A 15,849-nucleotide genomic window follows, 5' to 3' on the forward strand; every position below is an offset into this window, starting at 1 on the left:
GGCAGGGGTAGGCACGCTCCCACACCAGCTCGGAGTGGCGGTTGGCGACCAGGCTGTGGTCCCAGCGGTCGGCCCGGCGCAGCATCTGCGGCACGTCGACGCCGAGCCGGGCGCCGGGCTTGCCCAGCAGATCCGCGCCCATGTACTTGAGCGGGGTGCCCTGGTGGGTGTGGATGTGCATGCTGCCGGGCCGTTTGACCAGCGTGCCGGGCCAGTTGACGTTGTTCACGAAGAAGCCGGCCCGAGCGACCAGCCGGTGGAAGGCGGGGGAGTCGAGCAGCACATGCTCCACATCGTCCGGGACCAGCGCGCGGTCCGCGGCCTCCCGCACCACCCACACGCCCCGCAGCTGCGGGGCGATCTCCCGCGCCTTGTAGTACACGGCGGCCGGGTCGCCGAGCACCCCGCGGTGCGAGAACGCCGAGTACAGCACCATCTGCGGGTCCAGCGGGCGGCCGGCGTGCACCGTGAAGACGCCCCGCTTGACACGCCCGGCCGCCGCCCGCCGGACTTGGAGGCCGCGCCGCGCCAGCTCCCGGCCGGCCCGCCCCGCCTGCCGCCACGCCACATAGGCCGGGTACGGGCCGGTCAGCACGGAGACCTCGCCGTCGATCCGGGCGCCCTCGGGTGTGTGCCGGCGGAACAGCGCGGCCGTCCGCCGGAAGAACTCGGCCCGGTCGGACGGCGGCAGGCGGTCGGGTTTGGCGAGGATGTCCAGGCAGTGTTCGCCCATCTTGCGGTGCAGGAACGGCCGCCAGGCGGTGAGTTCGGGGTGTTCGTCGACGTAGGCGAAGACCCGTTCGTACTGGTCGTGGATGTCGAAGTGTTTGCGGCTGGTGGTGGACAGGATGTTGCCCTGGCGGCGCTGGCGGTAGTTCAGGCAGATCCGGTCGAGCACGGCGATGCGTCCGGCGCTGAGCATCACGGGGAAGGTCCAGGGGGTGTCCTCGTAGTAGCCGGGCGGGAAGCGGAAGTCGTGTGCGGCCACGTACGCGCGGCGGTACGCCTTGTTCCACACCACCATCAGCAGGTCGAGGATGCGGGGGTGTTCGGCCGCGGTGAAGGTGCCGTCGCCGGCTTCGGTCAGTACCTGGGCGAGGACGTTGCGGCGGGTGCCGCCCCACCAGTAGGTGCGGGCGTAGTCGAAGACCAGGACGTCCGGGTCGTCGCTCTCGGCGAGGCGGTCGGCCATGGCGCTGAGGGCGCCGGGTGTGAGGGTGTCGTCGCTGTCGAGGAACAGCAGGTAGTCGCCGGTCGCGTGGGGCAGTCCGGCGTTGCGGGCCCGGCCGAGGCCGACGTTCTCGGGCAGGTGCAGCACGGTCACGCGCGGGTCGCGGGCCGCGTACTCGTCGAGGATCGCGCCGCAGCCGTCCGGCGAACGGTCGTCCACGGCGATCACCTCGAAGTCCGCGAAGGACTGCTCCAGGACCGAGTCGAGGCACTCGCGCAGGAAACCCTGCACCTTGAAGCACGGGACGATGACGCTGAAGCGGGGCACTGCGGGTCAGCTCCTTGCGAGGGTCACGGCGGCGGGGGCGGGGACGCGCTTTGCGAGCGGCATCACCGGCGGGATCGCCTCCGGTGACTCGCCGAGCAGCACCCGCCGCACCACCCGCTCGGCGGCCCGGCCGTCGTCGAACTCGCAGAACCGCTCGCGGAACGCGGCGCGCAGCGCCCGCGACGTGGCCCCCGCGTACGTGCCGTCGCGAAAGATCTGTGCCAGCTCCTTTGGGGTGCGTGCCACCGGGCCAGGCGGCGCCGCCATCAGGTCGAAGTAGACGCCCCGCGTCTCCCGGTAGACGTCCCAGTCGTCCGCGTACACGACGATCGGCCGGTCCAGGTTGGCGTAGTCGAACATGATCGACGAGTAGTCGGTGATCAGCACGTCCGCGGCCAGGCAGACCTCCTCGGAGGAGCGGTGCGCGGACACATCGATGATCCGGTCGGCGGGGCCGCCGGCCGCCGCCTGCCCGCGGTCGTAGAAGTAGTGGGCGCGCAGCAGCACCACCACGTCCTCGCCGGCCGCCGCACAGAACGCCTCCAGGTCGAGGCCCGGCTCGAAACCGGTGTGGTGGTCGCGGTGGGTGGGCGCGTACAGGATGGCCGTGCGGCCCTCGGGCACCCCGATTTCCCGGCGGACGCGGGCCACGTCCTGCGCGGTCGCCGTGTAGTAGACGTCGTTGCGCGGATAGCCGTACTCCAGTGCCTCGTACGAGCCGGGGAAGGCGCGCTCCCACATCTGGGTGGAGTGGCGGTTGGAGGACAGGTTGAAGTCCCAGCGGTCGACCCGGCCGAGCAGCTTGGCGAAGCTGCCGGACTGCGCGGCCACCACCGGGTACGTCGACTGGTCCACGCCCATCGTCTTCAGCGGGGTGCCGTGCTGGGTCTGCACATGCACGCTGCCCGGCCGCTTGACCACGCCCTCGGCGAAGTTGGCGTTGTTGACCAGGTACTTGGCGCGGGCCAGCACCTCCCAGTAGCGGCGGGAGCCGATCACGACGCGGTCCACGTCCTGCGGTACGGCGTGTTCCTGGCCGGCCTCCACCAGGAACACCGAGCTGATGTGCGGGGCGAGTTCGCGGGCCTTGGCGTGGATCGCGGCCGGGCTGCACGCGTAACCGCGGCCCCAGTAGGCGCAGTACACCGCGAGCCGCGGGTCGATCGGGCGGCGCAGCTGCGCCCGGTAGCGCAGCCGGGTGCGCAGCCCGCGGGGCCGCGGGACGCGCTCGGCCGCCCGCACCGCCGACCGGTTGGCGGCGCGCAGCGCGCAGAACGCCGTGTAGGCGCCCGCCGCGAGCAGCCGGTGCTGGACGCCCAGGCTGCCGGCCGGCACCCGGAAACCGGCCGGTCGGTGCCGCCGGTACAGCCGGCGGGCGCGGCGGAAGAAGGCCCGGTGCCCGGAGGGCAGCCGTTCGGGCCGGGAGGCCGTCTTCAGGACGACCGCGAAGAGCTGTGCGAACAGCGGCCTGGCCCGTTCGCCGGGCAGCTGCCGCTCGGCGGCCCGTGCCAGCACCAGGTCCACCTGGTCGAGCAGTTCGCGCTGGTGCGCGCCGGGCCGGTTGAGCCGGTTGCCCTGCCGGCGCAGCCGGTGCCGGACCAGGGCCCGGCGCAGCACCGCGACCCGCTCGGCGGCGAGGGTCGTCAGGCCGCCCCAGCCCAGATCCGTGAAGTGGCCGTCGGGAAAGGCGAGTCGGTGCTCGGCGACGAAGGAGCGGCGGTAGGCGGCGCTCCACGCCGGGAGCGTTACGCCGGTGAGCCGCGGGGCGCGGGCGGGCGCGAACGCGCCGCCGGGGGCGGCGGCCAGCAGCGGGGCGGCCGGGTTGCTCGGCTCGCCCTCCCACCAGGGGGTCCGCTCGTGCTCGAAGTACAGCACGTCCACGTCGCCCGTCGCGCCGAGCCGCGCGTCCAGCGCCGTCAGCGCGCCCGGCAGGAGGAGGTCGTCGCCGTCCAGGAACAGCAGATAACCGCCCGACGCCGCCCGCATCCCGGCGTTGCGGGCCCCGCTCAGCCCGGCGGACGGCGGTGAGTGCACCGGGGTCACCCGGGAGTCCCGCTCGGCGTACTCCCCGGCGACGTCCGCCGCCGGGGAGTCGGGGGAGTCGCAGACCGGGATCAGCTCCAGGTCGGTGAAGGACTGTGCGAGGACCGAGTCCAGCGCCTGGGACAGCCGGCCCGCGACCCCGTGGGACGGAACGATGATGCTGAAGCGGGGCATTGCGCTCTTTCTGTTGTGTTACCTGCCTCCCGGGTCGCCAAGGTCCCGGGACTCAGGCCGTACGGACGCGGCCGGGCCGCCCGGTCGGCCGCCAGGTGGACGGCCGGGTCGGGGTGGGCCGCGAGGTGCTGCAGGGCATGGGAACTCCCGAGAGGGCCAACGGTGTTCAGCGGCAGTCGGTGACGGGGACCGGACCGGAAGGTTGCGGAAGGGTGACCAACGGGGGATGGGCGAGCGCCGAGGACGCCGACGGCACCGGATGCCGTTCGGCGAGCGGCGTGACCGGCGGCAGCAGCACGGCCTCGCCCAGCACCACATGCCGGACGACCCGCTCGGCGGCCCGGCCGTCGTCGAACGGGCAGAACCGCTCCCGGAACGCGGCCCGCAGCTGGGTCGAGCGCGAGCCGCGCCAGTGGCCGGTCGCGAAGATGTCGATCAGCTCGTCCTCGCTGCGCGCGTACGCGCCCGGCGGACAGGAGCGCAGATCGAAGTAGGTGCCGCGGGCCGCTTCGTACGCCTCCCGGTCCGGGGCGTACACGACGATCGGCCGGTCCAGATTGGCGTAGTCGAACATGATCGACGAGTAGTCGGTGACCAGCGCGTCCGACGCCAGGCACAGGGACTCCACGCTCGGATGGCCGCTGACGTCGATGACGCGCTCGCCCTCCACCGGCGGCCCGTCGTGCCCGGGGTGGGCGCGGAACAGCAGCACATAGCGCGGGCCCAGCCGGTGCAGCAGGCGCTCCGGGTCGAGCAGCAGGCGCTGCTCGCGCCGGTGGTCGCGGTGGGTCGGCGCGTACAGGATCGCCACGGTGCCCCGGGGGACGCCGAGTTGTTCACGCAGCCGGGCCACGTCCGCCGAGGTCGCCTTCTGGAACACGTCGTTGCGCGGGTAGCCGTACTCCAGTGTGGTGTAGCGGCCCGGGCAGACCCGCTCCCAGGTCACGGTGGAGTGGCGGTTGGCGGACAGGACGTAGTCCCACTTGTCGACGCCGTTCAGATACGTTCCGAAGTCGGTGGCGCCGGCGGCGGCCGGGCGGTCCTGCAGATCGAGGCCCATCCGCTTGAGCGGGGTGCCGTACCGGGTCTGCACACAGACCTGGCCGCGCCGCTTGACCAGCCGCGGGTCCAGATCGGTGTTGACCACCAGGTACTTGGCGCGGGCCAGCGCCGTCCAGTAGGCCGCCGTGTCCGGCCGCACCCGGCGGGTGGCCGGCGGCACGGTGTACTGGTGCTCGGGCCGGGCGATCCACGCCGTGCGGATGTGCGGGGCGTACCTGCGGAACGCGGCCTCCAGGGCGCCCGGGTTGCAGCCGTGGCCGCGGCCCCCGTGAGCGGCGAACACCGCCCGGTCGGGGCGCACGGGCAGGCAGAGCTGGATCCGGTAGTGAAGCCACAGGGCGGCGGCGCGCACCACCCGGCGCAGGCCCGCGGCGGGCTTTCGCACGCCCCGGCGCAGGGACGCCGCCAGCCGCAGCGCGCGGTAGGTGCGGTGCGCGCCCAGCCGGATCAGGGCGTGCCGCAGGCGGGAGCGCGCCGAAACGGGGGTGCCCGGCGTGCGGTGGCGCCGGTACTGGGCGCGGGCGCGGCGCAGGAACTCGGCCCGGCTGTCCGGCGGCAGCCGGTCGGGCTTGCCGTACACGGTCGCCAGGTGGTCGACCATGCGCTGGAACAACGCCGGTTTCCAACAGGCGAGTTCGGGCCGCTCGGCGAGGTGGGCGAAGACCCGGTCGTACTGCTCGAAGATGTCGAAGTGCTTACGGCTGGTGGTGCCGAGGATGTTGCCGCTGCGGCGCTGCCGGTAGTGCACGCACACCCGGTCCAGGGTCGCGAGGGACCGCGCCGACATCAGGGCCGGGAAGGTCCAGGGGGTGTCCTCGTAGTAGCCCGGCGGGAACGACAGCCGCTCGGCCTCCACGAACTCCCTGCGGTACGCCTTGTTCCAGGCGACCATCAGGACGTTCAGCAGCCCCGGCCGGTCCGCGAGCCGGAAGGGGGCCGGGCCCTGCTCGCTGAGCTGGGCGGCGACCTTGTTGCGGACCGCCTCGCCCGTCCAGTGGGTGCGCGCGTAGTCGTAGACCAGGACGTCCGGTTCGTCGGTCTCCTTGAGCCGGTCGGCGATCCACTCCAGGGCGCGTGGGGTGAGCGTGTCGTCGCCGTCGAGGAAGACCAGGTAGTCGCCGGTCGCGCACTTCATGCCCGCGTTGCGGGCCCGGCCGAGGCCCACGTTCTCGGACAGGTGCACCGGCCGGACCCGCGGGTCGCGTGCCGCGTACTCGTCGATGATCGCTCCGCTCGCGTCCGGCGAGTGGTCGTCCACGACGATCAGTTCGAGATCCGGGTACGACTGTTCCAGCACCGAGTCCAGGCATGCGTGCAGATATGCCTGGACCTGGTACGCGGGGACAATGACACTGAACCTGGGCACGGCACATCCATGGGTCGGTCGTCGCGGGCGTTCTGCCCGGGAACGGCCGGTGGAGTGAAGTGGTTACGGTTCGTGCGGCAAGTGGGGGACACCCGGGGCACGCCGTCGAGGGGCGGGCCGATACCGGCCCGCCCCTCAACCATGGCCCGTTTCCGGTCGGTTGACCGTGTTACTTGACCGCGCCGGCCATGACTCCGGACACGAACTGCCGCTGGAACGCGAAGAACACCGCCAGCGGGATCACCATCGAGATGAACGCGCCCGGTGCCAGCACGTCGATGTTGTTGCCGAACTGGCGGACCTGCGTCTGCAGGGCGACCGTGATCGGCTGCGAACCCGACTTGGTGAACACCAGCGCGATCAGCATGTCGTTCCACACCCACAGGAACTGGAAGATGCCCAGGCTGGCGATGGCGGGCCCGCCGAGCGGCATCACCACCCGGGCGAACAGCCGCAGTTCGCCCGCGCCGTCCAGCCGGGCCGCCTCCAGCAGCTCCCTCGGGATCTCCGCGAAGAAGTTCCGCAGCAGGAACACCGCGAACGGCAGGCCGAAACCGACATGGAACAGGACCACCCCGAGGATCGACCCGAACAGCCCGACCTCGCCGAACAGTTCGGCGATCGGGATCAGCGCCACCTGCACCGGTACCACCAGCAGTCCGACCATGGCGAGGAACAGCCAGTCGCGGCCCGGGAACTCCATCCACGCGAAGGCATAGCCCGCCAGCGAGCCGATGACCACGACCAGCACCGTCGCCGGGACCGTGATCAGCACCGTGTTCACCAGGGAGTTGGTGATGTCGCTGTTCTCCAGCAGCTTCTGGTAGCTGTCGAAGGTGAGTTGGGACGGCTTGGCGAACACCTTCCACCAGCCGTCCGCGCTCATGTCCTCGGGCGTGCGCAGGGAGGAGATGAGCAGCCCGATCGTCGGCACCAGCCAGAACAGGCCGACGACGAGCAGGACCGCGCGGACCAGTCCGCCGCTCAGCCGCTCCGCGATCCGCGCGCCGAGCGACTGCCGGGCCTTGACCACCGGGCCCGGGGCCGCCTCGCCGATGCCCTCGGCCTGCGTCGTCATCGCCGCACCTCCCGCCTCAGCCGGCGAATGTTGAACCACATCACGGGGATCACCAGCAGCAGCAGAAGCACCGCGATGGCGCTCGCGACGCCGGGCCGGCCCTCCGAGAAGCCCTTCCGGTACAGCTCGAGGGCCAGCACGTTCGCGTCGTCCTGCGAGGAGCCGGGCGCGATGATGAAGACCAGGTCGAACACCTTCAGCACATTGATCATCAGGGTGACGGTCACGACCGCGAGGACCGGCGCGAGCAGCGGCACGGTGACCCTCCGGAACACCTGCCACTCGTTCGCCCCGTCGACCCGCGCCGCCTCCAGGAGTTCCCGGGGCACCCCCGCGAGCCCGGCCGCGATCAGCACCATCGCGAAACCCGCCCACATCCATACGTACGACCCGATGATGGCGGGCGTCACCAGCGAAGGGCCCAGCCAGTCGACGCCGTTGTAGGGCGCCTCGAAGTTGTCCGCCGGGAGCCGCAGCCGGGCGCCGTCGGCCGCCGCGGGCAGCGTGAACGTGCCGTCGGCGGCGGCCTTCGTGGCGGCCACCACCTTGCCGTCCCGCACCGCCTCGATCTTCATTCCCGCATAGCCGAGTTCGGACGGGTCGGGGGCGCCCAGCGTGCCGACACCCTTGCCGCGGGTGAAGTCCTGCCAGGTGGTGCCGGTGACCTTCCCCGGCTCGTGCCGCGCGGCCCGAGCCGTGCGGGCGTCGCCGGGCATCTGGTCGGGGGCCACACCCACCAGCGGCAGGGTGACCGGGGTGCCCGCGCGGACCGTCGCCGACGTGATGAAGCCGCCGCCGTCCGCCCGCAGCGGCGACTCGCGGCCCGGGTGCGCCTTCGGGAACGCCGACGACTGGGCGAACGTGTCGTGGATCCCCACCCACACGGCGTTGGCGACACCCTTGTCCGGGTCCTGGTCGTACACCAGCCGGAAGATGATCCCGGCCGCCAGCATGGAGATCGCCATCGGCATGAAGACGACCAGCTTGAACGCCGTTCCCCAGCGCACCCGTTCGGTCAGCACCGCGAAGACCAGGCCGAGGGCGGTGGACACGGTCGGCGCGAACACCACCCAGATGATGTTGTTCTTCAGCGCGGTGCGGATGCCGTCGTCGGTGAACAGGGCACGGTAGTTGTCGAATCCGGCGAATCCGTCGCCCGAGGAGTCGTAGAAGCTGCGGACGAGCGAGTACCCGATCGGGTAGACCACGAGCGCGCCGAGCAGCACCAGGGCGGGCAGCAGGAAGAGCGCTGCCACCGTCCTGCGGGTCCCGGTCACGCTCTTGCGGTTGCGGGGCGCGGCGGGGGACGGTGGGCCCCCCCGCCGCCGTGGCCGACGCCATCGCCGGCTCAGCCGCCGTTCCCGTACGCCGCCGCCGCGTCCTTCTCCAACTGCGCCTGGGCGCCCGTGACATCCGACGGGTTCTTCAGGAAGTCCTGCAACGCCTTCCACTCGCCCTTGCCGGGCGTGCCGCCGAAGGCCTGCGGGGCCTGGTCGGACATGTCGAAACGGAAGTCGTCGCCCGAGTCGACCAGCGCCTTGGCGATCGTGCGCTGCACGTCGTTCGGATAGGCCGAGTTGGGCACGTTCTTGTTCGGCGAGAGATAGCCGCCGAGCTTCGCCTGGATCGTCGCCGCGTCCGCCGAGGCGAGGAAGGTGACCAGTGCCTGGGCCGCCTTGGAGTCCTTCAGGACGACCGCCGCGTCACCGCCGGAGACCACCGGCGCAAAGGAGCCCACCGCCGGGAACGGGAACACCTTCGCGTCCGTGCCCACCTTCGCCTTGGTCTCACCGATGTTGACCTGCGCGAAGTCGCCCTCGTAGACCATCGCCGCCTTGGGCTGGTCGCCGCCGGTGAAGGTCTGGGTGACGGAGGCCGGGAACTCGGTCTGGAGCGCGCCCTTCGCGCCGCCCGCGACATAGTCCTTCGTGCCCCAGATCTGGGCGAGCGTGGTCAGCGCCTCCTTGACGGAGGGATCCGTCCACTTGATCTTGTGCTGGGCGAGCTGGTCGTACTTCTCAGGGCCCGCCTGGGAGAGGTAGATGTTCTCGAACCAGTCGGTGAGGGTCCAGCCGTCGGCGCCGCCGACCGAGAACGGCGTGACCCCCGAGTCGTACACGGCCTGCGCCGCCGTCAGCAGTTCCTGCCAGGTCTTGGGCTCCTTGGCGCCGGCGTTCTCGAACGCCTTGGCGTTGTACCAGATCAGCGACTTGTTGGCGGCCTTGTAGTAGGCGCCGTACTGCTTGCCGTCGACCTTGCCGATGTCCTGCCAGCCCTGCGCGTAGTTCTTGGCCAGCTGGGCCTGCGCCTCGGGGCCCAGCGGCTTGGCCCAGTTCTTGTCCACCGCCTGCTTGATCGCACCGGGCTGCGGCAGCAGCGCGACGTCCGGCGGCTGGCCGCCCGCGATCTTCGAGCCGAGGAAGTTGATGATCGGGTCCTGTGCGGGTACGAAGGTGACCTTGGCACCCGTGCGCTTCTCGAACTCCGCGAGGACCTGCTTGAAGTTCTTCTGCTCGCCGCCGGTCCACACGGCGGCGACCTCCAGGTTCGCGCCGTCCAGCTTCGGCAGGGTGACGCCGCCGCCCGTCCCGGTGGCGCCGCCGCTCTCGCCGCCGCCGGTCTTCTTGTCGTCGTCGCTGCCCGCGCAGGCGCTGAGCGCGAGCGCCCCCACGAGGAGAGCGGCGAGTGTGGTGACGGCCCTGTGTGTCCGGATGGTGCTGCTCCTGCTGCGCATCACTGCCCCGTTCTTCGTTCGCCGTTGAACGTCCGAGCGCTGTACCGTGCCGTACGGTCTACGCCCGGCCCCTCGAACGCGGCAAGAGCGCCTGCGGTGTCAACCCGCTGATCGTGACCGGCTCGTGATCGGCCGCGTATGCATGGCGCCTCTGACTACAGCAGGGACGGGACCCGGGTGGCCGACACCTGTTGGGCCGCGCGTTCCACGGCGCTTGCCAGGAGGGCCAAGTCCGTTGGGCCGTTGCCCAGTTCGCGTACCGGCCGGCGGGCCGGCGGGTCGCCCATGCGATGCCAGTCCAGCGGGACGACCGTGGGCCGCTGGGTCGCCGTACGCGGGATCCGCCCGGTCACCCGCCCGGCCTGGAACGCGGTGACACGACCGTCCGCCGTGGCCAACCGGCCGCGGCCCGGCGCCGGTTCGTCCGGTCCGCAGGACGGCGCGTCCAGCGTGACGCGCAGCGCGGCCTGCCGCGCCGGCTCCGTCTCGGCCGTACGACCGCCCGGCCCGGCCGCCGCCACCAGATGGACGCCGAGCCGTCCGCCGTCCCGCGCCACCGCCTCCAGCGCCCGCACCACCGAACCCGCCGCGGGCCGGCCCGGCGAACCGAGCGCCGGGGAGACCAGCGCGTCCAGATCGTCCACGACCACCACCAGCCGGGGCAGCGGCGGCGGCGCCTCCGTCCGCCCCTGCCGGGCCGCGGCGGGACGCAGCCGCAGCGTCGTGCTGGGCGGGGATTCGAGGTCGCCGCCACTCGCGGCGGGCCGCCCCGGCGGGGTGCGCTGCGCGACCATCCGGCCCGACACCTCGCGCTGCGCGTGCCACTCGGCGAAGCCCGCCCGCCCCAGCAACTCGGCCCGCCGCTTCAGCTCGGCGCTCAGCGACTGCGCGAACTCCCGCATCCGCACCGGGTCGTTGGCGGCCAGATGGGTGGTGACATGCGGTATGTCCGTGCACACGCGCAGCCCTTCGCCGCCCGCGCCCACGCCGTCCCGCCCGTCGACCAGCACCACGCCCAGCCGGTCGGGGCGCTCGGCGGCGGCCAGCGAGGCGACGACCGCCCGCAGCAGCTCCGTACGGCCGCTGCCCGGCGGCCCCTCGACCAGCAGATGCGGCCCCTCGGCGACCAGGTCGGCACCGAGCGGGCCGCGCGGGCCCGCGCCGAGCACCGCCCAGGCCCGCCCGCCCGGCGACTCCGTGTCGTCCGCCGCGTCCGCCCAACGCGCCATCAGCGACGCCGGTGTGGCCCGGGCGAGCCCCAACTCGTCCAGCAGCCGCGCCGACTGGGGCAGCGGCGCGGCCACCCGCGCATGCCGCTCGTCGACCGCGCCGTCCGTGCGCAGCGGCGCCAGCGCCCGCGAGAACCGCTGCGCCCAGGCGGCCGAGACCGCGTCGACCGCGGCCGGGGTGCCGGGGCCGAGCGGACCGGCCGGCCCGGTGTGCGCGCCGGGCCCGGGGATGTGCAGCAGGTGCAGTGCCGTGGCGACATCACCGCCGAGCAGCGCGACGGCGCCGCACGCCCGGAACGTCGGCGCGACCGCGCACGCGGCCTCGTAGGCCGCCTCGTAGGTCCCCGGCGCGGCGGCCGGGGCGGGCGGTGTCTCCGCCAGGCACACGACATGCGTCCCGGCCCGCGGCCCCTCCAGGGCCAGCCGTGCCACCGCCTCGCGCAGGGCCGCCCCGCCCGGATCGCCGTCCACGACGACGACCGTGTACGGGCCGGGGAAGCCGCCCGTCGTCTCGCCGCCGCCCGCGGCCGAGGAGAGCCGCGGCGCTGCCGAGCCGTCGGCCGGCTGGCTCTCCAGACGGCGCAGCAGCTCCTGGGTGCGGGCCGCGGCCTGTTCGCGGTCGTAGGCCAGCAGCAGACGGCAGTCCTGGCCGTGGCCCGGGCGCACATGCGGCAGCCAGCCGAGCCAGGACCACTCGGCGGTGCGCTCCTCCAGGGGGCGTGCGCGGTCCGCGCTGATCAGGACGATTTCCAGGCAGTCGGGGGAGTGCAGCGCGGCGAGCTGGGCCAGGACCGCGCGGGCCAGACCGGACAGCCGCGGGCGCGGCCCGGCAAGGCCCAGCGCCCCGGCCTCGCGCAGGCCGACCGTGACCGGTGTGCCGGTGAGCGGCGCCGGGCCGCCCGGCGCCGCCCCGTCGGCGGTGCCCAGCCGGACCGTGAGCGTCTGCGGGTGTCCCGGACCGCGCTCCCACAGCCGGGGACCCGGGCCCAGCGCGGTCAGCAGCAGGGCCGCCGGGTCCGGCCAGGTCTCCGGCCGCCGCGCACCGCCCGGCGCGGCACCGCCGGGCGCGCCGGCGCCCGGCGGGTCGTACGGCCCCGGGCCGCCGGCCGCCGGATCCGTGCGCCCCCCGGCCAGCCGTCGCGCCCACGCGCCGAGGCCGCCGCGCCTGCGCAGGCCGGGCGGCAGGTCGGTGCCGCGCACCGGAGTGCCCTTGCGTCCCCCGGCGGGCGGGGCGTCCGCTTCCGGGCCGCCGCCGTACCCGTGGAACCCGGCCGGGCCGTCCGGGCCGTGGTGTCCGCGCGGGCGCGTGCCCGGGGTGTCCTCGGGGTGGCCGCCCCGCGCGTGCGGGACGGGGGCGGTGCCGTCCGTACCGGTGCCGCGGGCCGCCGCCCGGGGGCCCGCGGGCGTGTCCGGCGGTGTGCCCGGTCCTTTGCCCGTGTGGCCGGGGCCGCCGAAGGCCGCGCCGGGGCCGGCGGCCCCGAAGCGGCCGGCGTGGGTGTCCGCGCCCGGCGTCCCGGGGCCCCGGCCGCGCGCATCCCGGCTCTCGATCCCTGGCGCGCCGCCCTGTCCGGGCACCACCGGCGGTTGCACCGGGCGGTGCTCCTGGGCCCGCGGAGCCCTGTCCGGGGCGCCCCAGCCCGCCGTGCCGTGGGCGTGCCGGGCGGGCCCGGACGGCGCACCCCGCCCGCTCTCCGGCGCCGTGCCGCGCTCGATGCGCCCGGCGCCCTCGGCGTACCCGGTCTCCCCGGCGTACCCCGCGAGGCCGGTGTCCCCGGCCCCGGCTGCGTACTCGGCGTAGTCGGCGTAGTCGACGTATTCGGCATCCCCGGCGTCCGTCGCGTGCTCAGTGCGCGGGGTCACCCGCACACAGCCCTCGCCGTCGGGAGCCGTCCGCATCAGGGCCCTCGGCCCCCCGGACGGAGTAAGCCGCAGGGTGGACTCGCCGATCCGCAGCAGCGCGCCCGGCGCAAAGCGGACCGGGCGGTCCGCCACCCGCACGCCGTCCAGCGCCGTGCCGTTCGTGGAGCCGAGGTCGGCGACCGAGACACGGCCGTCGCCGACGACCGTGACGGCGCAGTGCAGGCGGGAGACGTCGGGGTCGTCTATCGGGATGTCGGCGTCGGCGGAACGGCCCACGGTGATCCGGCCGCCGTGCAGCAGATGGACCCCGCCCGCGTCCGGCCCCGCGACCACATGCAGCTGCGTCGCGGCGTCGTCCAGCTCCGGATGGGGCTCCGGCTCGGCGGGCGCGCCCAGGGCCAGCACGGCACCGTCGACCAGCGGGGGCTCACCGAGGGTGCAGCGCCGGGTGTCCAGCCGCTCGTCGCCGGCGTACAGCACGACCGGGGCGTTCGCGGTGTCACGGGCCGTGCCCCCGTCGCCGGCGACCGTCGAGGCGAGCGCCGACGTCACCGCCGCCAGGGCGGTGCCGGCGGGCGCCGTGACCAGCACGTCGCGGCGCGCGGCGCGACCCCCCTGCGGGAACGGGCCCAGCGGGTCTACGACGGTCAGCCGGATCTGCATCGCCGTCAGCGGTCCCTTCTGCACGGGCGCGGGCTCCCCCACCCCACACGAGCACGTCGGCCAGTACTGCAGGCATCCTCGCACCTGTCACCGGCAACGCGCCCGCGGCCCGGTGATAAGTGATCTTGATTGGTCGGCTCTGCCCCCAAAAGTGCCCGACCGGTACCTCAAAAGTGCCTGAGCGGTACCACAAAAGTGGCTGACCGGTGCCCCGCGGTTGTTCATTTGAGATCGGCCCTGTCCCGGTTCGGCAGCGTTTCGGCAACCAGGAGAACGAGGGGAGCGTCTTTCCCTCGGACAGCGACGGGAACGCTCATGTGGCGCCCCCGAGGGCGGCACTACAGTGGATCGGAACACCAGCAAGCAGCAGGGAGCGCATGACGTGCGGCCGGTAGGCAGCAAGTACTTGCTTGAGGAGCCGCTCGGACGCGGCGCCACAGGCACCGTCTGGCGAGCCCGCCAGCGAGAGACGGCGGGCGCCGAGGCTGCCGTGCCCGGCCAGCCGGGCGAGACCGTCGCGATCAAGGTCCTCAAGGAGGAACTGGCGAGCGACGCCGACATCGTCATGCGGTTTCTGCGGGAGCGCTCCGTCCTGCTCCGGCTCACCCACCCGAACATCGTCCGGGTGCGCGACCTCGTCGTCGAGGGCGATCTGCTCGCCCTCGTCATGGACCTCGTCGAGGGCCCCGACCTGCACCGCTACCTGCGCGAGAACGGCCCGTTCACGCCCGTGGCCGCCGCGCTGCTGACCGCCCAGGTCGCCGACGCGCTCGCGGCCAGCCATGCCGACGGCGTCGTCCACCGGGACCTGAAGCCCGCCAACGTGCTGCTCCAGCAGCGCGACGGCCGGATGAACCCGCTGCTGACGGACTTCGGCATCGCCCGCCTGGCCGACTCCCCGGGCCTGACCCGCACCCACGAGTTCGTCGGCACGCCCGCGTACATCGCGCCGGAGTCCGCCGAGGGCCGCCCGCAGACCTCCGCCGTCGACATCTACGGCGCCGGCATCCTGCTGTACGAGCTGGTCACCGGCCGTCCGCCGTTCTCCGGCGGCTCCGCCCTGGAAGTCCTGCACCAGCACCTGAGCGCCGAGCCGCGCCGCCCGTCCACCGTGCCCGACCCGCTGTGGACGGTCATGGAGCGCTGTCTGCGCAAGAACCCCGACGAGCGGCCCGGCGCCGAGAACCTCGCGCGCGGCCTGCGGGTCGTCGCCGAGGGCATCGGCGTACACGCGAACTCCGCCCAGATCGCCGCCGCCGAGGGCGTCGGCGCCCTGCTGGCCCCCGACCCGGCGCCCGCCGCCGTACCGGGCGTGCCCGGGGCCGCCGACCCGACCCAGGTGCTGCCGACGGGCGCCGCCGCGGGGGCGTACGACCCCAACGCCGCGACCAGCGTGCTGCCGCACACCGGCGGTCCGGCGGGCGCCGCCGATCCCACCGCGGTGCTGCCGAACACCGGGGCTGCCGACCCGACCGCCGTCATGCCGCCGATGCCCCCGGGACGGCCGGACCAGCCCGGGCAGCAGGGGCAGCAGCCCGAGCAGCCGCACCCCTGGCAGAACCAGCTGCGCGCCGCCCGCGACCGCAACGATCAGACGCAGGTCCAGTACCTCGACCCGGACCAGGACCCGCTGCGCCGCCGCCCCCAGCGCCAGGTGGCCCGGCCGCAGCAGCAGCCCCCGCCCCAGCACCGGCAGCGGCCCCCGGGCGGCCACGGGCGCCAGCAGCAGTACCAGCCGCAGCCGTACGCGGCGCCGCGGCCCGAGCGGTACGCGCCGCCCGCACCGGCGGAGCCGCGGCGGCCGGCGCCCGAGCCGCGGCAGCCCCGGCAGCCGCGGCAGCGCAGCGCCAACCCGATGAAGATCCCCGGGCTCGGCTGTCTGAAGGGCTGCCTGTTCACGATCGTCATCCTGTTCGTGGCGGGCTGGCTGGTGTGGGAGCTGAGCCCCCTCCAGGACTGGATCGGGACCGGCAAGGGCTACTGGGCACAGCTCAGCGACTGGTTCGGCACGGTGACCGGCTGGATCAAGGACCTGGGCGGCGGCTCCGGGGGCAACTAGGGCTCGGTCTGCGGCAACTGGAGCTCGGTCTGGGGATTTGTCGACACCTGACGGGTGATTTCGGCCGCCGCGGTGAAGGTTGG

At 73.8% G+C, this 15,849-nt stretch carries 8 protein-coding genes; 1 reads left to right on the top strand and 7 read right to left on the bottom strand.

The features are described 5' to 3' along the window. The 7 genes from ABT245_RS22490 to ABT245_RS22520 form a co-directional block, all read right to left on the bottom strand. A partial coding sequence (locus ABT245_RS22490) for a bifunctional glycosyltransferase/CDP-glycerol:glycerophosphate glycerophosphotransferase (protein ID WP_351736228.1) occupies nt 1-1,498 on the bottom strand: 1,498 nt, incomplete at its 3' end. Nucleotides 1,499-1,504: 6 nt separating this feature from the next. Then, nucleotides 1,505-3,715 carry a bifunctional glycosyltransferase/CDP-glycerol:glycerophosphate glycerophosphotransferase gene (locus tag ABT245_RS22495; protein WP_351736230.1) on the bottom strand — a complete coding sequence of 737 codons (2,211 nt, stop codon included), beginning with the start codon at nt 3,713-3,715 and terminating at the stop codon, nt 1,505-1,507. 166 nt (nt 3,716-3,881) lie between these two features. Further along, entirely contained in the window at nt 3,882-6,143 is a 2,262-nt protein-coding gene (locus ABT245_RS22500; RefSeq protein WP_351736232.1) for a bifunctional glycosyltransferase/CDP-glycerol:glycerophosphate glycerophosphotransferase, read from the bottom strand. 169 nt (nt 6,144-6,312) lie between these two features. Continuing rightward, nucleotides 6,313-7,221: a carbohydrate ABC transporter permease gene (locus ABT245_RS22505; protein WP_351736234.1), complete on the bottom strand. Its 909-nt coding sequence runs from the start codon at nt 7,219-7,221 to the stop codon at nt 6,313-6,315. Beyond that, nucleotides 7,218-8,498, bottom strand: a complete 1,281-nt coding sequence (locus ABT245_RS22510; protein ID WP_351736236.1) for a carbohydrate ABC transporter permease — start codon at nt 8,496-8,498, stop codon at nt 7,218-7,220. Before ABT245_RS22510 ends, ABT245_RS22505 begins: the two co-directional genes overlap by 4 nt. A 71-nt stretch (nt 8,499-8,569) precedes the next feature. Beyond that, nucleotides 8,570-9,955, bottom strand: a complete 1,386-nt coding sequence (locus ABT245_RS22515; protein WP_351736238.1) for an ABC transporter substrate-binding protein — start codon at nt 9,953-9,955, stop codon at nt 8,570-8,572. A gap of 155 nt (nt 9,956-10,110) precedes the next feature. Next, complete coding sequence (locus ABT245_RS22520; protein ID WP_351736418.1) at nt 10,111-13,707, bottom strand: FHA domain-containing protein; 3,597 nt, start codon at nt 13,705-13,707, stop codon at nt 10,111-10,113. 382 nt (nt 13,708-14,089) lie between these two features. Here ABT245_RS22520 and ABT245_RS22525 point away from each other — a divergent pair, with 382 nt between their 5' ends. Next, nucleotides 14,090-15,766 (top strand): serine/threonine-protein kinase, encoded by a 1,677-nt coding sequence (locus ABT245_RS22525; protein WP_351736240.1) that lies wholly within the window; start codon nt 14,090-14,092, stop codon nt 15,764-15,766. Nucleotides 15,767-15,849: the final 83 nt, after the last annotated feature.

The sequence above is a fragment of the Streptomyces sp. NPDC001508 genome (assembly GCF_040298665.1).
In the GTDB taxonomy this organism is placed as follows: Bacteria; Actinomycetota; Actinomycetes; order Streptomycetales; family Streptomycetaceae; genus Streptomyces.